Here is a 23,363-nt window from a genome sequence, read left to right as displayed (position 1 = left end):
TTTACTTTTTAAATAAATCATATTTTAATCCAAAGCTAATGCGGGTTTTGTAATATTCCATTTGCATGGTTCTGTCGCTCACACCCTGATAGTAGCGTAATGGTTGGTTTGTAATGTTATTAACGTCTACATACAAACTAAGTTGCTTGGTAATGTTAGCTCTGGCGTTAAAGTCTAAGAAGAACTGCTCGTCGTAATAACGGTCTTCGAAAGCGCGACCTCCGATTTCATCGATATAGGCATCTGAGTAGTTTGCAGAAAGTCTTAAGCTGAAGTACTTGTTAGCATAACCTAAGGATCCGTTAAACATGTTAGGCGCTGTGTTTGGTAAATCAAGATCTTCACGCTCTTCACCATCCTCATTTCTTATCCCGGATGCATCCGATTTAAGATAGGTGTAATTTAAGTAAATGTTGAAGTTTTTAAGGAAACCTGGCAGGAAGTCCAACTGACGCTGGAAAGCAGCTTCAAATCCGTAAACAGAGGCTTTGTCTCCATTAAAAGGCTGGTAAACTTCGTATCCGTCTTCGTCTTCATATTGGAACGTGTAGATAAAGTCGTTAATGTTTTTGTAGAATACACCTCCTGAAACTAAACCTACAGACTGGAAATAGTGCTCAGCCATAAGGTCCAGGTTCATAGATGTTGTAGGGTCTAAATCCGGATTTCCTAAAAGGATTTCTTCGTCTTCATTGTTTATTTCTCTGTAAGGAACCAAGTCTACATAATTTGGTCTCGCAAGAGTATTGGTCCAGGCAAAACGTAAAACAGTGTTGTTTGTTACATCATATTTTAAATGCACACTAGGTAAAATGTTAGTGTACGAGTTTTTACTGTTTACAGGAGTCGTGTCTACATAATCACCGTCTTCGTTAAAAACTATTTCGTTACCCGTCGCTTCGGCAACAGTATGCTCTAAACGCACACCTAAAAGGAAGCTGAAGTTTTTAGCCAGATTTTGTTCCGTCATGACATAACCAGCATATACGTTTTCTTTCACATTAAAGTTCGCTGTAGCATATTCTTCCGGAAGGTCTTCACCTTCAAATAAAGAAGAATCATATAAATCAAGATTTCCTAAATAATTTGGAGTTGCAAAATAACCTGCCTGATATTGAGAACCGGCAGCATAGTCCGACTGCGTGTAGTTTTTAGTTGGTATGTTACCCAAGAACTCTAAATCGTCGTTTTCTGGGCTGTATTCCATAAAGTCGTTGTCTCTTGTTTTGGTTTTTAATCGGGTTTTAGCACCAAACTTTAAGATCCCGTTTTCTTTATCGAAAATGTGAAGCGGAAGTTCGAAATTAACCATGGCGTTAAAGTCTTCTTCGTCTGTATATTGATTTTCTTCGGTTAGTTCGTCAAGTTCGAAGATGCTGTAATCGGCATCTGCAGCGCTTACAGGTAGGAAGTTAGGCTTTTTTGCATTGTTATTAAATGTTACGCCATATTCGCTTTCGTATTCTAAATAGCGCTCGTTTAAACGCTCTTCTGAAGCTTTAGAGTACGAAGTCATCCAGTCTACCTGTAAATTGTTTACTAAATGCTCTCCACCAATACTGTAGTTTTGCATACGCTGATCTTCCAGACGTGCATTTTTAGATCGGCTGTTATCGATACCTCCTTTAGTCTGGCGTTTTGCCTCTACAGGGAATCCTGTTAGGTTTCCGTTGGTATCTACTGTGAAATCTCCGAATTCGATGTCTTCACCATCCAGAATTTCCTGCTCCAAACGGAATCTGTTTTCACGATCGTCTCTCCAGTTGTAAATCGATTTGAAATATAGAGTATTGTTATTGTTAAGTTTGTAATCGAAATTGGCAGAGAAACTGCGACGTACACGTTGTACTTGGTATTCTCTTATTTCTGAAACTTTGGCATAAGGGTTAACATCTACTTCCTGCATAATGTCGTCTCCTTCGCTGTCCTGAACTCCGGTGTTGTATTCGAATTCGTCCTCCCATTCGGCCTCAACGTCATCAGAACCAAATTGCGTATCGTTGTAAGATGCTGAAACTACCCAGCCAAATTTGTTGTTTTTACTACGATCTCCTACTAAAAACGATCCATTTAAAATACGTTTGTCGTTAATTAAGTTAATACCAGAACCACCTGTGGCAGCCAATCTGAAGCCTTGAGGCGATGTTCTTGTAATTAAGTTAACAGACCCTCCAATCGCGTCGGCATCCATATCCGGAGTTACTGCTTTATTCACTTCAACAGTCTGAATCATGTCCGAAGGAATAAGGTCCATTTGCACGTTTCTGTTATCGCCTTCTGCAGATGGAATTCGGCTACCGTTAAGGGTTACAGAGTTTAATTGCGGTGCTAAACCACGAACAATAATATTACGCGCTTCTCCTTGGTCTACCTGCATGGTAATACCTGGAATACGTTTTACAGCATCTCCAATATTGGCATCCGGAAATTTACCAATCTGATCTGTAGAAACAATATTGGTAATGTTTTGTTTGTTTTTTTGTGTGTTTAAGGCTCGAGCCTGGCTACCAAAACCAAAATGCACAACCTGTACTTCATCCAGTTCGGTGGTTTCTTCAGTTAATTTAATCTGCAGATTTGTAGTTTGCCCTGCATTTACGGTAATTTCCTGGCTGTATTTAGCATAGCCTAAATACATAATGTTTAAATTATAAGTGCCAGGTTCTACATTTACAAGTGTAAATTTTCCATTAAAGTCGGAAACAGCTCCTTTGGTAAGTTCTTCTATTAATATAGAAGCTCCAGGAACGGTAATGTTGTTTTGATCTGTAATGATACCTTGTACTTGCCCGGTCTGTGCAAAAGCACCAAACGAGGTAACAAATAGCAGCATTAAAGTAATCCAGTTTTTCATAATTGTTTGTTAAATTTATTTTGAAGCAAATTTATACGGAGGGCGCTTTTTTTGTCTAAAGCTAGAGTTATGAAAACGTAATAAAGCAGCCGATTCAGGCTATATTAGCAGGCTACATTAACACTGGGTTTACATGGCGATAATATTCAGGAAATAATGGCTTACAGATTGAGTAAGAATACTTGAAGGTCTTCTTTTTCGTTTACCGGAAGTTTTTTTCTTAGACGATATCGTGCAATACGCACGCTGTCAGGTGTTATACGAAGTATGGAGGCGATTTCCTTAGAAGATAAATTCAGACGTAACAGCATGCATAAACGCAATTCGGAAGGTGACAGGTTGCCCGTAACACTGTGTTTTAAGCCGTGAAAGAAATTTGGGTGAATTTGTTCGAAAAAACTGATGAATTCTGTCCACTCTTCTTCCTGAGATAAATCGGAATCGATCTCTTTAACCAGTGTTTCCATTTGTGATTTTATCATAATCGGATTCCGGTCTTTTAAATTTGTAAGGGTACGCGATATGTCTGAAATCATTTTGTTTTTATGGGCCAGGTGCAAACTGTAGTTGGTAAGCGCAGAGATTTTAATATCAATTTCGCGTTGCAAGGCTACTTCTTCCTGAGTCTTTTTTTCCAGGTTGGCCTGTAATAATTCGTTTTTGTAATGTTGAATTTTAGATTCCTGCCTTTTGCGTTTTCTTAAGTATAAAATACAGGTTACTAGCAGGAGAATCAGGAAAGATCCGGAAAGTAAAATGATGTTTTGCTTGATTGTGTTTAGTTGATTTTGTTTGTTAAGGAGCTGCATCTGAGCTTCTCGTTCTTCAACTTCGTATAAAATCTGTAAGGTACTTACCAGTTCTGCGTTTTGCTGTTCTATCTCGTTGGAATTTAAACTTAAATGGGCTTTCATGTAATCGAAGGCTGTTTTAAAATCTCCCAATCCTGCGTAATTAAGTGCTAAATCCTTTAAAGCCGAGGCTTCCTGATGGATGTTTTTTGTGATTTTGGACCCAGAATAGGCCAATTGGGTATATGGGAGCGCTTTGTTAAATTGTCCCATTTTCCTGTAAGCATCTCCCTGATTGTTCAGGATGTTTAGTCTGAGGTCTGAAGGACTGTGTTTTGCGAACGCGTTGGCTTTTGTAAAATAGTTTAAAGCCTGTTCGTATTGTTTTAAATCTTCGTAAATACTTCCTATATTTTCATAGGTTGTAGCCAGACCGGTACTGTCTATAAGTATTTTAAATAAGTTTAAACTCTGGTTTTGATATTGTAATGCTTGGGTGTAATCCGATTCTTTTTCGGCTATGCTTCCTAAAAGGGCGTAGCACTGTGCTTTTCCTTTTTTAAAGTGTATCTGTTCAGCAATATTTAAGCTTCGGTTTACATAGTGTAAGGCGTTTTCGTATTGTTTTAAGTCGAGATGTATAGCGCCAATTTTATTACTAATAAAAACAGAAGTGGTGTCCTTTTCAGGATGATATTCTAAAGCATCATGGTAGTGTTTAATGGCTTCGTTATCAATACCCAAAGTTTCATAAAAATGGGCCAGTTGTATATGTGAATTTACAAGATCGAGTTTGTTACTTTTCGTTTCAGCCTTGTTTAACCGGTTTTTTAATTCGGTAAATACAGAGTCAATTCTTTTTAAATGATAAGGGTTTTGCTGGGCGTTCAGATATACAGGAAACCCGAATGATAAAGCAATTAAAAGTAAATTAAAATACGATGGATGGTGTTTAATCCTAAAGGAAGGCCGGCTAAGTTTAAATGTAATCATGACCAAAAGTAAACATTGTAATGTTACTTAAATATTACATTTTACCTTTTGGTGGGCTTGAAGCTGTAAAAAAAAAAAAGAGGTTGTCTTTATATTTCAGACAACCTCTTTTAAGTTTTTATTTTGTTTGTAATTTTAAGTCTTTAAGATCTTTCTTTTTTAACACATTAACTTTATCTGAGGACTTTAAAGTTTTAAAATCGCGATACGTAAGTGTGTCTGGTAAAGTCTCCTGAGATGTAATGGTTCTGTGCGTTCCCGATTTAACCGGTGTCATAGCATACGTCGTCACATTGTTTTCTGTGTGTAACGGTGTTACGGTGTACTCGTGTTTGTTCGCTTTAGAACCCTCTACAACCGAGGTTCCTGCAATTAGTCCTAATAATATTAATAATACTTCCATTTGGGGTAATTTATTTGGTGATTGCTGAAAGATATAACTTTTAATTTATTTTTTAGGATGAACCAGTTTCATTTCTTTAATTAAACGTTCTGCCCCGGCATATTTATCAATGATAAAAAGCACGTAACGCACATCGACCATGATGTTTCTACAAATTTCAGGGTCATAATTCATGTCGCTCATCGTACCTTCCCAAACACGGTCGAAGTTTAATCCAATTAAGTTTCCGTGGGCATCTATCGCCGGGCTACCTGAGTTACCACCGGTAGTATGATTGGTTCCTAAGAAACATACCGGAAGTTTGCCATTGGCGTCGGCATAGCGTCCGTAATCCTTAGCTGCATATAATTCCTGCAGTTTTTGAGGTACATCAAATTCGTAATCTCCAGGGACATATTTTTCCATAACACCGTCCAGATACGTAACAGGCTCGTAGTAAACGGCATCTCTGGGTCCGTATCCGCGCACCTGACCATAGGTTACACGAAGCGTGCTGTTGGCGTCCGGGTAATAACGTTCGTTAGGTAAAACTTCCATTAAGGCTTTCATATATTGGGTTTCTAAAGCGTTTATGGCTGTGTTTTTTTCCTGGAATTCCGGTTCTACATTCGTGTAAAAGTCGTCTATAAACGGTTTGGCGTATGCATAGGCTGCATCCTGATGTAGCTTCTCTATAACTTCTGCAGAACTACCCTCTAATACTTTCATAGCGTTATCTACATTTGTAAATGCTGTTTTATCGTATATAGAAGGATCTATATTTGTAGTGTAGAAAGGCATTATCGCTTCGTAGATACCACGGTCTACTTCGGTATTAAAATCTTTTAAGGTTCCTTTAATTCTGCTTTGTACAGCAGTTCTGGCTTTGTTAAAAGTGTCTTCACCCTTGGCAGCAGCAGCTTCCATTTGCGAAAGTCTGAACATCATTTGCATCAATTCGTTAGTTCTTACAAAGATTTCAACAAAATTGCTGCGTTTTACGTCTATAGCACCAAACTCATCATAACGCGCTTCAAGTTCAGACAATAAATTGCCATACTGATTTTCTAATTTCTTCTGTTTTACAGCTTCGGTAAATTCAGCTTCCAGTGCCTGTCTTTTGGCTATGGCATTACTTTTCTTGATTCCTAAGTTCTCACCAATCCATTTTTTCCAGGCATTTGCAATTCGGGCCTGTTTAGAGGCGTATTGAATTCTGATTTCGTCGCTGGCTTTCATATTCGCATCGATTACTTTTAATGCCGCTTCGCGAATGGCTATATTACTTGGGTTTAATTCCTCGGTAATTTCTTTAATGGCTACAGCCGGAAGGTATTCCTGCGTTGTTCCTGGGAATCCGAAAACCAAAGTAAAATCACCTTCGCTGATACCATCTAACGATACTGGTAAAAAGTGTTTTGGTTTGTACGGAACATTGTCTTTAGAGTAGGCTGCCGGGCGATTGTTTTTGTCGGCGTAAATTCTGAAAATAGAAAAATCTCCCGTATGTCTTGGCCACACCCAGTTGTCTGTGTCTGATCCGAATTTACCAATACTTGTTGGAGGAGCTCCAACCAGACGTACATCTGTAAAGCGCTCGGTTACGAATAAAAAGTACTGATTGCCTTTAAAAAACGATTTTATTTTAGTGTCCTGCCAGGCTTCTTTTTTCGTGGCTGCCTGTATGCGGTTACTGTTACCATCTGTTTTGGCTTGTTTCTCTTTCTCAGTCATATCGGCAGTTACTCCTTCTAAAACGCGATCGGTAACATCTTCAATACGCACTATAAATTCAACATAAAGGCCTTCGTTAGGTAGTTCATCGGCTAAACTTTTGGCCCAGAATCCTTCTTTTAAATAATCGTGCTCTAAAGAAGAGTGCGATTGAATTTGTCCGTACCCACAGTGGTGGTTCGTTAAAATTAAACCTTGTTTAGAGATTACTTCGCTGGTACACCCGCCGTTAAAATGCGCGATTGCATCTTTTAAACTGGAGTGGTTTACATCGTAAATATCTTTGGCTGTTAGTTTGCTTCCAAGAGCCTGCATGTCGTTTTCGTTCATTCCTTTAAGTAGCGAAGGAATCCACATTCCACCCTGCTGGGCACTAACTTGAAGTGTAATGAATAAAACTAAAATTTTAAATAATTTCATGAGTTTGTTTTTAATTGGTGCAAAGATAAAAAAGGTAGGTTTTATTCTCGTTTTTTAGCGGGTGAAAAGCGGAAATATAGCTTGTTTTTCAGGTGTAAAAATGCATATGTAAACTATTCATTTTATCTAAAAATTGAAATTTAAAACTGTTTTTTAAGGTAATTAGGTGTATTTTAGATACTTTCGAGATAAAAAGCTGGCTCATGAAACCATTATCGCTATTAATTATATTATTGTTTAGTTCGGCTCTTTTTGAAGTGAATGCTCAGGAAATTGTTTACGAGGGCAAAAGCTATCATGTAAAAGGGGAATCTATCTGGATAGGAAATTACGATGTGACCGAAAGTCTAACGCTGGATGCTCAGAAGGAAATTAAAGAAGCTCATGAAGCGCAGGCCGAGTCTTACCGTAAGACTCAGAAAATGCGAAGAAAGCAAGCGCGTGAAGAAGAGAAACTTTTAAAGGAAGAAAAGAAAGCTGTTAAAAAGGCTGAAAAGCAATCTCCAGACCAAAAGGATAAGAAAAAAACAAAGAAATTTCTTATATTTTAATGAGTGAATTTTTAAAAATAGCATTACTACAAACCGATTTAATCTGGGAAGATCCTAAAGCAAACCGGTTGAATTTAGAGGCGCAAATACGTGAGATTTCTGAAACGTCTGATCTTATTGTATTACCCGAAATGTTTACCACCGGGTTTACTATGCAGGCCGAACCTTATGCTGAATTTATGGAGGGTACCACAATACAGTGGATGAAATCTCTGGCCGGAGAAAAGGGCAGTGCAATTGCCGGGAGTTTGATAATATCAGAGGAAGGCAATTTGTATAATCGACTGGTTTTTGTAACACCAGATGGTCATGTTAGCTATTATGATAAACGACATACGTTTACGCTGGCGGGAGAAGATCGTGTTTATACCTCGGGTAGATCCAGAGCAATTATATCGTATAAAGGCTGGAATATTTGTCCGCTTATTTGTTACGATTTAAGGTTCCCGGTCTGGGCAAGATATCAGGAAGATTACGATGTGTTATTGTACGTAGCAAACTGGCCGAAACCCCGAATTAATGCCTGGGACACCTTATTGCAGGCTCGTGCCATAGAAAACATGAGCTATTGCGTTGGGGTTAATCGGGTAGGGCAGGACAGCAAAGGCCATGAATATACGGGGCATTCTGCAGCCTACAGTCCGCTAGGCGAACCATTAACTGGTTTTTTACCCGGAGAAAAGGGGATTAGAATTGTTTCCTTGCACAAGCAACAGCTTCAGGATGCCAGAGCGAAGTTTAAGTTTTTAAACGATAGAGATGCGTTTACTCTTTTAGAATAAATTCTTCAACTACATCCCAGCCTACACGTACTTCTACAGGTTTAGGATAATAACTTATACGTTCCGGTTGCTGTTTCTTTAAATAACTACCAGTGTCGTATTTTTTATTGCCGTTGGCGTCAAAAATAACGCGTAGTAAATAGTTGCCATTACTTAAATAAGTAAAATCTAAAGGTTCGGGTTGGGTACTGTATTTTTCAGCCTTAACATCTCCTTTCTCATTGGTTAATTGTACGATTACCGGATAAGAGGCATTTTGTAAAACAATTCGGGCGTTACCGTAATCGTCGTAGCCCCGGGTTTGTAAATTAACCTGAAGGGTGTCGTTCTTATAACCAAAAAAATCAGTTACGGCTTCTGGTAACAATTGTATGTTGTATCGGTTACTTTCGCCTTTTTCAAAATCTATAAAGTATTTATTGTTTAGCGTGTCTAGTTTTGTGGTATACGGCACTGCAACGGAGTCTTTGTCGATAATAGAAATTAAACTGGTATTAATAGTTTGAAATGGTGTAGGCGAGCTAAGATAGAAATCTTCGTTAAAATTTATCTGCCCAGAAGGTACTGCCTTTAAGGCTAAACTATCCTGATATTTATCTGTTATTTTTAGGTGAAATGTGTCTTGTACTTTTTGTTTGTAGCTTACTTTAAAACTTAAAGAATCAATTTCCAGTTTAGGTTTATACCAATACAAAAGAGAATCCGATTTTTCATCTTTGGTAATGATATGTTCATAATCTGAAGGTGTTTCCGTTAACAGATTTATGGCCATATCTTTATAATCGCCCTGATAACCAAATGCAATTTTTCCTTGTGAGATTAATCTGGGCTTAAAAGCTTTAAAGTCTAGATCTTCCTTAAATAATTTAATCAGGTACGTCGAATCTGTAGGGACTTCTATCAGCGTGTTGTGATATCCTATTTTGTCAGACTTCTGTTGGAATTTAAAATCCTGATTGCCTTCTTTTAGGGCAACTAGCAGATATTTTCCTGCTTTAATATTTTCAATAGAGAAGGTGGTTAAACTGTCCAGCGTATTCGTAACGTATTTGGGTTTTTGCTTATAAATAATGGAATCGGAAAAGGTTGAATCTACTTCATAAAGCGCTACGGATACAAAGTTTTCAGGCTTTTTATTTACAGCGTCCACTATTGCGCCTGTAACCTTTAAGGAGTCGATGTAATCTCCGGTAGAAAACACATATTTAAAATAAGGAAAAGGGTTCCCCTCATTATTGTCGACAATACTGTTTCCAAAGTTAAAAGCGTAAGTTGTGTTTGGTGCTAAAGTGTCGTAAATTCTAATTCTAATGTATTTGCTGGCGCTTCCCAAAGGAGTAATCTCCGGTTGCGTATTCATTGGCGGAGATATAATAAGCTGCTTATTTAAATCTTTTATTTTAATGTATTCGTTAAAATAGATTTTAATCTCCTGTGCGTTAAAATTGGTCGTAAAGTTTTTAGGTTCAGATCGCACTAAAACAGGTGGTTCTATATCTTTTTCTCCACCAGAAGGCGTTCCGCGGTTGGCACAATTTGCAATAAGCAAACAACAGGCAATAATAAATAAGAAATTAGAAAGTGTATTATTCATTATTCATCTAGAATTTGCACAAAGAAACAACTTATTTGGCAGTATGTAAAAAACAGTTTAAGCAATTGCCATGGCTGCAATACTTATTTTAACGTTAGGTTGACTTTGGAGTAACTGGGCACAGGCTTCCAGCGTTGCTCCTGTGGTTATAATATCGTCTACCAGTAAGATGTGCTTATTGTTTATTTTATTTTCGTTTTTAATACTGAAAACAGTGTCTTTACTGGTCCATCGCGACAAGCGGTTTTTAGTAACCTGAGACCGGGTGTTTGTGATTTTAATTAAAACGTCGTCTATATATTCTGCATTTAGAGATGCTGCTAATCGTCTGCCAAAATCAGCGGCCTGATTATAGCCTCGCTTTTTTAATTTAGATTTATGTAAAGGTACCGGAATCACCATGTCTATGCTATTGTAAGCTTCAATTTTTTTTAAATCGTGCCCCAGCCAGTCGCCTAAAACAGTGCCTATAGCTTCCTGATTTTTGTATTTAAGCTGATGCATAAGTTTTTGAGTAATATTTTTCTTTTCAAACCGCAGTAAGGCAGTCGCTTGTTCCAGTTTAACACGACCATAAAATACTTTTTGTGCCGTCTGATCGTTGGTTAAGTGAAATTGCGTAACAGGTAAATTATGTCTGCAGCTTGTACAAATTACATGTTCGCCATCGTTCAGAAGTGTGTCGCAACAACTACAGACTTCAGGAAAAAATATATGTAATAGAGCTTTTAACATGGAAGGCCAAAAGCATTAAATTACAAAATTTTACAATACTTTAAATAAAAGATACTCGTAGTTTTCCGGCGTTTTATATTTTTGCAGCATGGCAAATCAAGACGATCAATTTAAGAAGGTAATTTCGCATGCAAAGGAATACGGTTATGTGTTTCAAAGCAGTGAAATTTACGACGGTTTAAGTGCGGTTTACGATTACGCACAAAACGGTGTGGAGTTAAAGAAAAATATACGTGACTATTGGTGGAAAGCCATGGTACAAATGCACGAAAATATTGTAGGTATAGATGCTGCAATTTTTATGCATCCAACCACTTGGAAAGCTTCCGGCCATGTCGATGCCTTTAACGATCCATTAATAGATAATAAAGATTCTAAAAAGCGCTATAGAGCCGATGTTTTAATAGAGGACTATTGTGCAAAAATAGAAGCAAAAATAGATAAAGAAGTTGCTAAAGCAGCAAAGCGATTTGGTGAGGCGTTTAATAAAGCTGAATTTGTATCGACTAATGCAAGAGTGTTAGGGTATCAGGAAAAAATTGATGCTATTTTATCGCGTTTAGGTAAATCTTTAGAAGCAGAAGATTTAGCAGATGTAAAAGCTTTAATAGATGAGTTGGAAATTGCAGATCCGTTAACAGGATCTAAAAACTGGACCGATGTTAAGCAGTTTAACTTAATGTTTGGTACTAAATTAGGAGCTTCTGCAGATACAGCGATGGATTTATACCTACGTCCGGAAACAGCGCAGGGTATTTTTGTAAACTTCTTAAACGTTCAGAAAACTGGACGTATGAAGATTCCTTTTGGAATTGCACAGACCGGAAAAGCGTTCCGTAACGAGATTGTGGCGCGTCAGTTTATTTTCCGTCAGCGCGAGTTCGAGCAAATGGAGATGCAATTCTTTGTAAAGCCAGGAACACAACAGGAGTGGTACGAAGCCTGGAAAGAAACGCGTATGAAATGGCATTTATCTCTAGGTATGGGCGAGGAAAATTACCGTTTCCACGATCATGAAAAATTAGCGCACTATGCCGATGCAGCTGCCGATATCGAGTTTAAATTCCCATTCGGATTTAAAGAACTGGAAGGTATACATTCTCGTACTAATTTCGATTTAAGTCAGCACGAAGAATACTCTGGTAAAAAATTACAGTATTTCGATCCTGAAGAAAACAAAAGCTATGTGCCTTACGTGGTTGAAACTTCTATTGGTTTAGATCGTATGTTCTTAGCGGTTTTCTCTAACTCGTTAGTAGAAGAAGAACTGGAAAACAATACTACAAGAACCGTATTAAAATTACCAGCAGTTTTAGCACCTGTAAAAGCTGCCATTTTACCATTGGTAAAAAAGGATGATTTACCAGAGATAGCGCGTAAAATTGTAGACGATTTAAAATGGGACTTTAATGTGGTTTACGACGAGAAAGATGCTGTAGGGCGTCGTTACCGTCGTCAGGATGCAAACGGTACACCGTTTTGTATTACAATAGATCACGATACTTTAGAGGATAATACTGTTACTATCCGTCATCGTGATACTATGGAGCAAAAACGCGTTAAGATAGATGAGCTACGCCAGATTATAAAAGACGAGGTAGATATGCGCAACTGGTTAATGAAAATGTAATTGACATTCATATAGTATAAACAACGCCCGGAATATTTCCGGGCGTTGTTGTTTTTAATGGTTGTGCTCAGAACCACCATCATTACCAAGTAATGCTGTTCCTTGTATTAAAATATCCTTGTTTTTTAATGGGGCTGGATTACTAATTTCTACAAAGTTTTCGTTAGACTCGCCCAATTTTACAGCTACCTTTTTAAAGCGATATTCGGTTTCTGTTTTGTTTTTCAGTACCAGAACATAGCTGTCTGTTTCTGTACTAATTACAGCTTCTTTAGGTAGTCCCATGGCTTTTTTGTCATCGGTTAAAATACTGGCTTCTACAAACATGCCGACAATAAAATTAGCTTCGGCTTCATTTAAATGGGCATGTACTTTTACACGTCTTGTATTTTCGTCTATAGTTGTGCCTACAAGATGCACTTCTGCAGTATAAGTGTCATCCGAGGCTTCGGGAATTTTAAATACGATGTGCTGCCCTTTTTTAATCTTTAAAATGTCTTTTTCAAAAACAGTCAATTCCAGGTGAATGTGATCTGTGTCTACAATCTCCATAACAATGTCTGCAGGCGAAACATAGTTTCCATTGCTAATGTTTACTTTGGTAACACTACCCGAAATAGGAGCATAAAGGTTAATAGATTTGGAGATATGCCCTTGTTCTACCGTTTTCGGGTTGAGGTTCATCATTTCCAGCTTCTTTTTTAATCCGTTATAATGGGCCAGATTACTTTTATAGTTACTTTCTGCTTGCAGAAAATTCTTTTGTGATGTAATATTTTCGTCGTGTAACGTTTTCTGTCTGTCGTATTCGCTTTTTAAATAGGCCAGTTGTTCAGCAGTTTCCAGATATTGTTGTTGTATTTCTACATATTCGGTATTTTCCAGAGTAACCAGTAATTGTCCTTTTTTTACAACATCTCCTACCAGTAAAGGTGTTTTGGTTACATAACCTCCAAAAAAAGTGGTAATGTTAGACCGGTTATGCGGCGGTACATCAATCATTCCGTTTACAAGAACTGTTTCGTTAAAGGGCATTTCAGAGACCTGCCCCAATGCCATCTCGGTTTCTTTAAACTGGGCATTAGAAATTTCAATACCGTTTTCTGTCGGAGCGGGTTCGGTTTTCGTTTCCGTGGTTTTAGTGTTACAGGAAATGAGTAACAAAGCAAGGGTGAATATATATACTGATTTCATGATTATAGAATTAAAAAATTAAGTTGAATTACGGTTTGGTTATACAGATTCAGGTTTTTCAGATAATCCAGTTCTACGGCTTTAGCGGTTTCTATACTCTGTATGTATTGAAAAAAGTCTATCTCTCCGGCTTTAAAAGATTGTGAGGCTGTTTTTAGTATGGCTTCAGAAAGCTGCTCGCCTTGCGTATTGTAATAGGTAATGGAGGCCTCGTATTGTTTTAAAGCGGCCAGTAGTTCCTGCTGTTTACTTTGTAATAGCTGCTCGTAGTTTTGTTTTTCAAAATCTACACGATCCGCGGCAATTTTAGAGGCTTTAATTCTGGAAGCCTGACCGGAGAACAATACCGGGATTTTAAGTCCGAACTGATAGCCTATTAAATTACCGTCCAGATGGCGATTGGTGCCCTGGAAGTACTGCGCGCTTAGGTCTGGTAATAACTCCTGCTTTGTTCTGGACTCCATAGCTTCTATATATAATTTGGACGTTTCGTAATAGTGCAGGCCGGGATTAGCATCTAAATTTAAAGCGGTTAGTTCCAGTTGTTCTAAAGGCAGATCGTCTATTTCGATTTCTAAACTATCTGCTTGAATTATTCTTTTTAATCCTGTTTTAGATTTAATGACTTCCTGTAAGGCTTGATTGTAATCAGTTTCTATTTGTTTTTGTTTAGATTGAGCCGTTATCGATTCTAAATAATTGGTTTCCCCAAGTTCGAATCGGCGTTGTGCCGATTTGGAAAAGTTCTGATACAGACTGTCAAGAAATCTATAGGTCTCTGCTTTTCTTCTGGCATATTTAAGCTGATAAAATGCGGTATATACGTCTTTTTTTAACTGTAGGGTTTTTATGTCTAGTTCAGCCTGTTGCTTGTTAAAATAGGCTTGGTTGACTTTTTTATCGGCAAAATAGACTGTTGGAAATTTAAAGTCCTGAGAAATTCCCCAGACTTTTAAAGGTTCGTTATTTACAGCCAGATTGTTCTCGTCGTAATGATAATAAATACTGGTTTTATCGAAATTAAAGGCCGAACCAATAAGTGCTTCCGATGCTTCGGACTGCGCTTTATAAGCTTTTAAATTGTTGTTATGTTCTATGGCCAGCTGTACAGCATCTTCTATGTGTAAAGGACGTTGCTGCGCTTGTATTTTTAGTCCAAAAAGTAACAGAATAATCACCGTTATATGTTTCTTTTTTAAAGGCATTTTAAGTTTGCCTTCTAACGAGGAGTAAAGTACGGGTAGAACCACCAGAGTTAGAAAGGTTGCTGATATTAAACCACCAATAACAACAGTGGCCAGTGGCCGCTGTACTTCAGCGCCGGCATTAGTAGACACCGCCATAGGAAGAAAGCCTAGTGCCGCCGCCGATGCTGTTAATAAAACCGGTCGTAAACGCTCGGTGGTTCCGGTAATTATTAAAGCTTCTATAGATGAAAATTCTCTAGTTTTTTTAAGGGCTTTAAAATGTTCTATAAGCACGATGCCGTTAAGCACGGCAATACCAAACAAAGCAATAAATCCTACGCCTGCCGAAATACTAAATGGTAAGCCGCGAAGCCAAAGCAATAAAATGCCTCCAACGGCCGAAAGCGGAATGGCTGAATAGATTATTAAAGCATCTTTAATGGAGTTAAATGCAAAATACAGCATAATAAAAATAAGGATGAGAGCCAGCGGGACAGCAATTAAAAGACGGTCTTTGGCTTGTTGTAAATTTTCAAACTGACCGCCATAGGTTATGGTGTAGCCGGCTGGGAGTTTCAGGTTTTTGTCTAATATCTGTTGTACATCGTTTACCACAGACTGTAAATCACGGTCTCTAACGTTAATACCTACAACTATACGTCTTTTAGTATCGTCTCTGGAAATTTGAGCCGGACCTGTGGTATAGCTTATATCTGCCAGCTCGTTTAGCGGAATTTTAATTCCGGAAGGGCTGTCTACATACAGATTTTTCAGGTTGTTAATATCCTGTCTGTATTGTTTGTCGAGTCGCATTACAAGGTCGAATCGTTTTTCGCCTTCAAAGATATTTCCGGCTGTTTTTCCTGCAAAGCCCATGGTTATCATATCGTTTAAATCGGAAATGTTTAATCCGTATCTGGCTATTTTATCACGCTTGTAGTTTACGCTCATTTGCGGTAAACCGGCTACTTTTTCCACAATAATATCCGAGGCGCCATCTACATTAGTAATAAGGCCTTTTATTTCGTTCGCTTTTTGAGAAAGAACATCCAGGTCTTCTCCAAAAACCTTGATGGCAACATCTGCCCGAACGCCGGTTATCAGTTCGTTAAAACGCATTTCTATAGGTTGAGTAAATTCTACATCCATTCCCGGAATAACTTCCAGAGCAGTTTTAAATTTATTAGCAAGTTCGTCTTTAGTTTCTGCAGATACCCATTCGTCTTTGGGTTTTAATTTGATAATTACATCACTTTGTTCCATAGACATGGGGTCGGTTGGGACTTCGGCTGCACCTATACGACTGACTACCTGATCTACTTCGGGGAAATTGTCGAGCAGGATCTTTTCTATTTTGGTTGTAATAGCTATGGTCTGATCCAGTGAAGTTCCTGTTTTTAGCACGGGTTGTATCACAAAATCGCCTTCGTCTAAAGTCGGAACAAATTCCCCACCCATAGTGCTGAAAAGCCAGATGCTCCCTAGTAACAAACAGCCTGAAATACCTAAAACCAGTTTTTTATGGTGAAGTGACCAGTGAATTACCGGTTGGTATTGTTTATTTATAATATGCAATAGTTTGTTTGAAAGCGTGTTCTTTTGTTCTTTGGCAGGTTTTAATGCTAAAGAAGAAATCACAGGAACGTAGGTTAAACACAAAATCATGGCACCTATAAGTGCGAAACTAAAAGTGAGTGCCATCGGTTTAAACATTTTACCTTCAACACCACTAAGGGTTAGAATAGGAATAAAAACGATAAGTATGATAAGCTGACCAAATATGGCGGAATTCATCATTTTTGTGGCGCTTTTTCGGGTAATTGTATCTATTGCTAATTGTTTATCTGCTTTAGGGAGTCCTTTTATTTTATCTGCGCCCTGAGAAATCTGAAACGCAATAAACTCAACAATAATAACAGCCCCGTCGATTATAATACCAAAGTCTATAGCTCCTAAACTCATTAAGTTGGCATCTACCCCAAACTGATTCATTAAGGAGATAGCAAACAATAAACTTAGCGGAATAACCGAGGCTACAACCAGTCCAGACCTTAAATTACCCAGTAATAGCACAACGACAAAAATCACAATTAAGGATCCCAGAACCAGGTTTTCTGTTACGGTAAAAGTGGTTTTGTCTATCAGTTCGCTGCGTTCCAAAAAGCCATTAATGTAAACGCCTTCAGGTAGAGCAGTTTCAATTTCGGCAATTCGGTTTTTAACGGCGTCGATTACTTTTTTAGAGTTACCATTTTTTAACATCATAATCTGGCCCAGAACCTTTTCGCCCTGGCCATTTCCTGTAATGGCTCCAAAACGAACAGCATTTCCATAGCCCACTTGGGCCACATCTTTAATGTAAATTGGTGTGCCGTTATTTTTAACCACAATATTTTCGATGTCCTTTATCGATTTGGCAAGCCCTTCACCGCGAATAAAATAAGCCTGATTAGATTTTTCTATATAACCGCCACCGGCAACACTGTTGTTTTTTTGCAGTGCCTCAAATATTTCGGAAACGGTTATATTCATTGCCGTTAATTTTAGAGGATTTATACTTACCTCGTACTGTTTTAAGTAGCCACCCCAGGTATTTATTTCTACAACTCCGGGGATGCCCGAAAGCTGACGCTTTACAATCCAGTCCTGAATTGTACGGAGGTCAGTTATGGAATATCGCTCTTCAAAACCGGGTTTTACATCCAGCGTGTACTGGTAAATTTCTCCCAGCCCCGTAGTTATAGGTCCCATTTCGGGAGCACCAAAGCCTTCGGGTATTTTTTCACTGGCCGACTTTATTTTTTCGGCAAGCAATTGTCTGGGCAAATACGTGCCCAGGTCGTCTTCAAAAACCACGGTTACCACTGAAAGTCCGAATTTTGAAACCGATCTAATTTCTTTTACACCGGGTAAATTGGCCATTTCCAGTTCTACCGGATAGGTTATAAATTGTTCTACATCTTGTGTAGACAGGTTACGGGAGGTGGTAATAACCTGAACCTGATTATTAGTAATATCGGGTACCGCTCCAATGGGAATTTCTGTCAGGGAGTAAAGCCCGAAACCAAAGATACCTGCTGTAAACAACAGGATTATAAGCTTGTTTTTTAAGCTGAATTTAATAATGTGTTCTAACATAATTCTTTTAATAGCAATTAAATAATATCGCCTTTTAACATTTGAGATGTATGGAGGCGTTAATACTTTTTAAAAAGAATTATGCGTGTTTGGGAGGTTGTAATAAAGGGAATTTTTCAAAAATGGAATGCGATTCCCGGTACAGGAAATTACGTGGTATATCTACAAACTCTACTCGTTTTATGTCAATTTCTGAATGTATAAAGGTGAATACAGAATTGTAATGCGAGCACATTTGATGGTCGTGCTTAAAGGGTAGATTGTCGTGTTTATGATCGCCCTGATGCTTTTCTTTCGCATTGCCGTAATGCTCTGCCATAAACTGGAAAAAGCTGTCGCCGTATTGTTTTTTATGAAATTGTGCGTGCTCAATTAAAATGTCAAGATTAGCCACATCACTCACTTCAAAGCTAAGACTCTGAAACAGGATAAAAAATGCGAATATTATGGCTAATGACTTTTGCATGCATCACAAATGTAAGGTTTTTTATAAATAATAAAGGAAACAAAAGTTGCAATTCCGGTTTAGAAATATGATGATAATGGTTTAATTAATAGAGAGTTGTAATGGGTGAATCTTATTGGTTGTGTGTTTAGGTTTTAAGTTTTAGTTGTGTTTTTAGCTATTTATTCGTTGTTATTTTTAGAATTCGGTAGCGAAATTGAATATAGTGTTAAAGAAACGTGCATTTCGTCTAATTCTTTTAAAAGTATGGTTTTCCCGTAATTAAATGTCAGAAAGAATGGATAAATTTGAGATAGAAAAGTGTAGGTAAGCAATCATTTTAATTTAAAATAAAATTATGTTATGGTTGTTACACAGTTTTCAAGTCTACTATACACTTGAGTCCAAATATGTAGGTATTTGGACTCTTTTTTTTTTTTTTTGAGAATATTACAGAAAGTCAAAGTTTGTATTTATTTTTTTACTGATTAAAAATACGCTTTTAACTGTACATTCCCCGTATGTATACTTTTACTGGTTTCGGTTTTTCTGCCAAAATAACTTAAGTTTAAATCTAAGAATTTTGTGATTTTTTTCTGAACCAAAAGGTTCCAGGTGTAGTTTTTTCCGGGTTGTAAACCTTCAAGCATCTGATACGCTACTGGTGTGTTGGCATTCCCGGAAAATTTGTTGTTATACAAATTAAGTTCCCCGCTAATCGCTGATTTTTGGAGGTTGGCAACAGAGAAAGCCAACCCATATTTCTGTTGATTTAAGGTTTCGGAGGCCCCAATGGTATTTTCTTTTTCGGAAAACTGATAGAACACATCAAAGCGCATATTCTCGCTGAGTAAATAGCTGAGTTTTGGGTGATATTCAATTTCATCTATATTATAATTTTTGCTCACATAATTTTCGCTCACACTTTCGGTAGTATTTAAATTACCCTGTAAAGTTACGAGCCAGCTGGTTGCAAATTTATGATTGAAGTTTAGCTGATGGCTATTTAAATTATTCTCAATAAACCCTACGGTAAGCACATTCCGGGCCTTGTTTTGTAAAAAGGTGTACGATGTGGTATAATGTTGTTTGCCTCGGTTAAAGAATAGTACGTTTCTTATGTTTAGCTGTAATCCAAGCTGATTTTCTGTATCGTTTTTAAAAGGATTAATTTGAAAATTATCGCCTTCCCGTCTGTTTTTTCGGTCGATTAAAAATGCGGTCTGATTGTAAAAATGAGACCAGAATTTTTTAAGTACGGACGATGATGCCGACCATTGCAACGGATTTATGGTTAAGGTCTGGCTAAAACGGTTTTGGTGGGTTTTTATATAAATTTGATTGGGTAAAAGCACCCTAATGTATTTACCCTGATCTTGAAATTGAGCCAGTTCAAACTCTTCCAGTTCCTGTATGCCGTTGTCGTTATAATCTATCCAGGTGTAGGCACCCTGACCCGGTTCTACTTCTACATAAGTAAAATCCTGCATAGGTAAAGTGCCTGAGTTGGTCTCGAAAATGGTATTCCATAGTAGCAACTGTTTAAAGAAACTTTGATTGTAAATGAGTCTGGAATTTAAAGAGTTTTCGTCGTCTGCATCTACATTATTTAATTGACGGTAATTGAGATAAAGCGATAGATTAGTCGTGTTGTTTTGTATTAATCGGGAGTCTAAATAATAGGTGTTAGAAGTGTTTACATGTTGTACTTTATTACTCCGAATACTGTCGTTAACACGTTGTTTGTAGCCTATCTTGGCGAATACCTTGGTGCTGTCTCCAATACCTGTAAAGATATCGTAGGCGATAAATTTTTGAGAATTAGTGTTTAATTCGTCAGTGATGATATTCTGGTCTTTATTGTCTTCTATATTAAGTCTGGCGCCAATCCAGGTTTTTCCAAAAGTATAAGTTGCAGTGTTGGAAGTTCTTAAAAATGTAGAGTTTGATTGTGATGAATTAGAATTTAATATACTGGTGTTTGTGTAAAAGTTAAGACGTTTAAAACGCAGTGTGCCGCGAGCAACATGACGCTTTCCGTTAAAAGTGTTGCTGTAGTTTAAATGTTCGAACTGATAATTAAAATAGACTTTCTCTGGTAACTGAAGTTGCAGTCCTGTAATTAACAGTTTCTGATTTCCGGAAGGAGTGTCTAAATTCCAGTCTCGTGTAAATTCGGCATTGTATAACCGTTCAATGGTGTTGAAGTTTTGTTCAATATAATCGAAATCAGCAAAGACATCCAGTGTCCAGAGACTGTCTTGTTTTATAATGTTCTGGGCGATTTTTAATTTTCCTGCGAAGCCATCATTGTCATTGTCGTCCAGATTAGAAAAGAGGTTAAGGTCTTTTTTGCTTCCGGCACCTTCAAAATAAACACTTGTTTTTTCTGAAGGCTGGTAGGTTCCGTTAAGTACGGCAATTTGTAGTTTTGTTGGCGCGATAAGTTGTGTTACAGGGGCGTAATTCCCTTGTGGAATTCCGTTAAGAGGAGCAACGTATTCGTAAATTTTGTTAATGGCGTTTATAGAGCTAAGAATGTAATGACCTTGATTTTCGCCTACTAAAGTGAATTTTACACTGTAAAGCTCGTCCTCCGGGTTGTTGGAAAATACAAAAATCTCTTCGTTATTTATGAGTTCTTTTTTGTATAAAATTCTGTTGTCGTTATAACTTTCCGAACTGGCAGAAGGTGCCGTCATTTTAGTTTTATCGTCGCCGGCACTGGCTAAAATATCGACGTGTTCGGCCGATAGATTTTGTTGAATGGGATTATTTTTAGAATCGTTTTCGGTGTAAACCGAAGCCCCTAAAGTAAATTTTTCGCTTTGGTAACGACCGCCGCCATAACCGATTAAACGAGAGTAATTGCGTTCGCTAAATTGAAAATCGACTGTAATACGCATTTCTGAAGTTATGGGAAATGTCGAGTTGAAAATAAGCTCGCCGGCATTATAATCTATAATATAATCTTTATTTTCTCCACGTTCCAGAGCTATACCGTTTACATAAACCGTTTCGCTTCCGGAGACGATAAGCACAAAAAGTTCGTTGTTTGGTCCTTTAAGTTTATAAGGGCCCTGGTTGCCTTCCTGGGCTGTAAACTGACTTCGGGTGAATTGTCCGCGTACCAGAGCACCGGCAGCAAAAGCTTCGGTTTTTCCATGTTCATGGTCGAAATTCGCTTTTACCATAAGTCCCTGAACGCGTTTACTGAAATTTGCAAAATAGCTCTGTGTGTTCTCAAGATCGATATCTCCGGCCCGGATGTTCCAGGTATCGCTGAAAATTTCAATAAAAACCTGGTCAAACTCATCCAGACGCTGTGAATATCCGCTTTCCTGTAACGGAATATTTGCATCCTGAATAGATGCTCTCAGGGTTATTTTGTCGTTGAGTTTGCCTGAAATCTGAAGATCCAGCTCGCTGTTTAAAACCGAGTTTTGATTATTTCCAACTGTCACCCCACGTGAAATACTTCCTGAAGTAGTCAAACCATCGAAAGGCGTAAAATTGCTTTTTGCTGATGGCTGACTGAGTTTGTATAATTTCTGCTGATTGTCGGTATCGGTTAAAATAATATTTTCATCTAACTGTTTATAGGTGCGGGTTAAAAACTCAGGAAATTTTAAATAGGATATTTTTATAGAGTCTGTCGCCGGAACTTTTTTGAATACAAGCAGAGCTTTAGGAAAATCTATCGTGTAAAAACTAGAATCTACAGCTTGGTTGCTAAGGGTTTTTACCTGAAACCAATACGGGTTAATACTTACACTGTCTATTTTAACAGTATCTTTAACCGCCACTTGTTTTGTTTTGTAATTGGAACTAATATCCTGAGCAAAAACATGTATGCTAAAACAAAAAATGAAAAGGGTGGTTAGTAATTTCATGCGATATTTAAACTGTAAATCGTTTAAAATATTTTAAGCACAAAGTAAGAATAAAATGTTCATGCATTTGTGTGGTAGTAGCTTAAGTGATTTTGTAAATCAGATTTCCGATTTCAGATTCCGATTGTGATTGTGATTGTGATTGTTAAAAGGGTTTTAAATTAATGGCGTAAAAGTAAGCTATTATTTATTTTAGCTGAAATTCTTAAAATAAGATGTGTTTACTCCGTTTAGGAGAAATTGCAAGAACACAATATAACTATAGGCATGAAAATAATTTCGTACAATGTAAATGGTATTAGGGCCGCCATAAAAAAAGGCTTTATAGAATGGTTACAAAGTGCAAATCCAGATGTGATTTGTTTACAGGAAACAAAGGCGCAAAAAGAGCAGTTGGATTTAGAGGTGTTCGAGGCGGCCGGTTATGTTTATAATTACTGGTTTAGTGCTCAGAAAAAAGGGTATAGCGGAGTTGCGATTTTAAGTAAAATAAAACCCAACCATGTAGAGTACGGTACAGGTATCGAGTCTATGGATTACGAGGGACGAAACATACGTGCAGATTTCGATGGAGTTTCTGTAATGAGTATGTATTTACCTTCTGGAACTAACGATGACAGACTGGCCCATAAGTTTGAGTATATGAATATGATTCATGAATATTTAAACGAGTTGCGCGAATCGCATCCTAATTTAATTGTTTGCGGGGATTATAATATTTGTCATGAAGAAATCGATATTCATAACCCTAAAATGAAAGGTGTTTCTGGTTTTTTACCGGAAGAACGTGAGTGGCTGGGTAATTTTATAGACAGCGGTTTTATAGATTCTTTCCGATATCTTCATCCGGAAAAACAGGAATATTCATGGTGGAGTTACAGAGCCAATGCCAGGGCTAATAATAAAGGCTGGCGAATAGATTATTGTATGGCTACGGCACCGTTGGAAGATCGTTTAGAGCGCGCTGTAATTTTGCCGGAAGCAAAGCACAGTGATCACTGCCCAATACTTGTAGAAATTTCATAATATAGTCTAACCTT

14 protein-coding genes are annotated in these 23,363 nt (G+C 37.7%); 4 read left to right on the top strand and 10 right to left on the bottom strand.

The genetic code is table 11. The annotated features are described in order from the left end of the window. Position 1: 1 nt before the first annotated feature. From I3217_RS11415 to I3217_RS11400, 4 genes are all read right to left on the bottom strand, one after another. Complete coding sequence (locus I3217_RS11415; RefSeq protein WP_435049887.1) at positions 2 to 2,854, bottom strand: TonB-dependent receptor; 2,853 nt, start codon at positions 2,852 to 2,854, stop codon at positions 2 to 4. A gap of 161 nt (positions 2,855 to 3,015) precedes the next feature. After that, a complete protein-coding gene (locus tag I3217_RS11410) occupies positions 3,016 to 4,638 on the bottom strand; it encodes a tetratricopeptide repeat protein (RefSeq protein ID WP_435049886.1) in 1,623 nt (540 codons plus the stop codon). Positions 4,639 to 4,756: 118 nt separating this feature from the next. Beyond that, positions 4,757 to 5,041: a hypothetical protein gene (locus I3217_RS11405; protein ID WP_435049885.1), complete on the bottom strand. Its 285-nt coding sequence runs from the start codon at positions 5,039 to 5,041 to the stop codon at positions 4,757 to 4,759. Positions 5,042 to 5,086: 45 nt separating this feature from the next. Beyond that, positions 5,087 to 7,174, bottom strand: coding sequence for a S46 family peptidase (locus I3217_RS11400; RefSeq protein WP_435049884.1), 2,088 nt, complete (start codon positions 7,172 to 7,174; stop codon positions 5,087 to 5,089). A gap of 203 nt (positions 7,175 to 7,377) precedes the next feature. Between I3217_RS11400 and I3217_RS11395 the strand changes: the two genes are divergently transcribed. Both I3217_RS11395 and I3217_RS11390 read left to right on the top strand, forming a co-directional pair. Then, entirely contained in the window at positions 7,378 to 7,725 is a 348-nt protein-coding gene (locus I3217_RS11395) for a hypothetical protein (protein WP_435049883.1), read from the top strand. Further along, positions 7,725 to 8,507 carry an amidohydrolase gene (locus I3217_RS11390; RefSeq protein WP_435049882.1) on the top strand — a complete coding sequence of 261 codons (783 nt, stop codon included), beginning with the start codon at positions 7,725 to 7,727 and terminating at the stop codon, positions 8,505 to 8,507. Before I3217_RS11395 ends, I3217_RS11390 begins: the two co-directional genes overlap by 1 nt. Here the strand turns inward: I3217_RS11390 and I3217_RS11385 are convergent. Further along, positions 8,491 to 10,101, bottom strand: coding sequence for an Ig-like domain-containing protein (locus I3217_RS11385; RefSeq protein WP_435049881.1), 1,611 nt, complete (start codon positions 10,099 to 10,101; stop codon positions 8,491 to 8,493). The two genes, I3217_RS11390 and I3217_RS11385, sit on opposite strands and share 17 nt — an antisense overlap. 57 nt (positions 10,102 to 10,158) lie before the next feature. Next, positions 10,159 to 10,836 carry a ComF family protein gene (locus I3217_RS11380; protein ID WP_435049880.1) on the bottom strand — a complete coding sequence of 226 codons (678 nt, stop codon included), beginning with the start codon at positions 10,834 to 10,836 and terminating at the stop codon, positions 10,159 to 10,161. An 88-nt stretch (positions 10,837 to 10,924) separates the two neighbouring features. Between I3217_RS11380 and I3217_RS11375 the strand changes: the two genes are divergently transcribed. Continuing rightward, positions 10,925 to 12,466, top strand: a complete 1,542-nt coding sequence (locus I3217_RS11375) for a glycine--tRNA ligase (RefSeq protein WP_435049879.1) — start codon at positions 10,925 to 10,927, stop codon at positions 12,464 to 12,466. 54 nt (positions 12,467 to 12,520) lie between these two features. Here the strand turns inward: I3217_RS11375 and I3217_RS11370 are convergent, their stop codons facing one another. The 4 genes from I3217_RS11370 to I3217_RS11355 all read right to left on the bottom strand — a co-directional run bounded on the left by I3217_RS11370 (position 12,521) and on the right by I3217_RS11355 (position 22,323). Beyond that, positions 12,521 to 13,660, bottom strand: a complete 1,140-nt coding sequence (locus I3217_RS11370; RefSeq protein ID WP_435049878.1) for an efflux RND transporter periplasmic adaptor subunit — start codon at positions 13,658 to 13,660, stop codon at positions 12,521 to 12,523. A gap of 2 nt (positions 13,661 to 13,662) precedes the next feature. Beyond that, complete coding sequence (locus tag I3217_RS11365) at positions 13,663 to 17,985, bottom strand: CusA/CzcA family heavy metal efflux RND transporter (RefSeq protein ID WP_435049877.1); 4,323 nt, start codon at positions 17,983 to 17,985, stop codon at positions 13,663 to 13,665. Between the two features lie 79 nt (positions 17,986 to 18,064). Next, positions 18,065 to 18,451: a hypothetical protein gene (locus I3217_RS11360; protein WP_435049876.1), complete on the bottom strand. Its 387-nt coding sequence runs from the start codon at positions 18,449 to 18,451 to the stop codon at positions 18,065 to 18,067. A gap of 467 nt (positions 18,452 to 18,918) precedes the next feature. After that, a complete protein-coding gene (locus I3217_RS11355) occupies positions 18,919 to 22,323 on the bottom strand; it encodes a hypothetical protein (protein ID WP_435049875.1) in 3,405 nt (1,134 codons plus the stop codon). Positions 22,324 to 22,590: 267 nt separating this feature from the next. Here I3217_RS11355 and I3217_RS11350 point away from each other — a divergent pair, with 267 nt between their 5' ends. Next, positions 22,591 to 23,349 carry an exodeoxyribonuclease III gene (locus I3217_RS11350; protein WP_435049874.1) on the top strand — a complete coding sequence of 253 codons (759 nt, stop codon included), beginning with the start codon at positions 22,591 to 22,593 and terminating at the stop codon, positions 23,347 to 23,349. The last annotated feature ends 14 nt before the right edge of the window (positions 23,350 to 23,363 follow it).

It is taken from the genome of Formosa sp. S-31, assembly GCF_051172795.1.
Lineage (GTDB): Bacteria > Bacteroidota > Bacteroidia > Flavobacteriales > Flavobacteriaceae > Formosa.
The sequence above is the reverse complement of the archived record's forward strand: the minus strand, read 5'-3'. Positions and strand labels throughout refer to the sequence as shown.

Coding starts and splice junctions, on each gene's coding strand:
- I3217_RS11380 (WP_435049880.1), bottom strand. CDS start 10,836: ATGTTAAAAGCTCTATTACATATATTTTTTCCTGAAGTCTGTAGTTGT.
- I3217_RS11415 (WP_435049887.1), bottom strand. CDS start 2,854: ATGAAAAACTGGATTACTTTAATGCTGCTATTTGTTACCTCGTTTGGT.
- I3217_RS11405 (WP_435049885.1), bottom strand. CDS start 5,041: ATGGAAGTATTATTAATATTATTAGGACTAATTGCAGGAACCTCGGTT.
- I3217_RS11370 (WP_435049878.1), bottom strand. CDS start 13,660: ATGAAATCAGTATATATATTCACCCTTGCTTTGTTACTCATTTCCTGT.
- I3217_RS11410 (WP_435049886.1), bottom strand. CDS start 4,638: ATGATTACATTTAAACTTAGCCGGCCTTCCTTTAGGATTAAACACCAT.
- I3217_RS11395 (WP_435049883.1), top strand. CDS start 7,378: ATGAAACCATTATCGCTATTAATTATATTATTGTTTAGTTCGGCTCTT.
- I3217_RS11350 (WP_435049874.1), top strand. CDS start 22,591: ATGAAAATAATTTCGTACAATGTAAATGGTATTAGGGCCGCCATAAAA.
- I3217_RS11365 (WP_435049877.1), bottom strand. CDS start 17,985: ATGTTAGAACACATTATTAAATTCAGCTTAAAAAACAAGCTTATAATC.
- I3217_RS11390 (WP_435049882.1), top strand. CDS start 7,725: ATGAGTGAATTTTTAAAAATAGCATTACTACAAACCGATTTAATCTGG.
- I3217_RS11385 (WP_435049881.1), bottom strand. CDS start 10,101: ATGAATAATACACTTTCTAATTTCTTATTTATTATTGCCTGTTGTTTG.
- I3217_RS11375 (WP_435049879.1), top strand. CDS start 10,925: ATGGCAAATCAAGACGATCAATTTAAGAAGGTAATTTCGCATGCAAAG.
- I3217_RS11355 (WP_435049875.1), bottom strand. CDS start 22,323: ATGAAATTACTAACCACCCTTTTCATTTTTTGTTTTAGCATACATGTT.
- I3217_RS11360 (WP_435049876.1), bottom strand. CDS start 18,451: ATGCAAAAGTCATTAGCCATAATATTCGCATTTTTTATCCTGTTTCAG.
- I3217_RS11400 (WP_435049884.1), bottom strand. CDS start 7,174: ATGAAATTATTTAAAATTTTAGTTTTATTCATTACACTTCAAGTTAGT.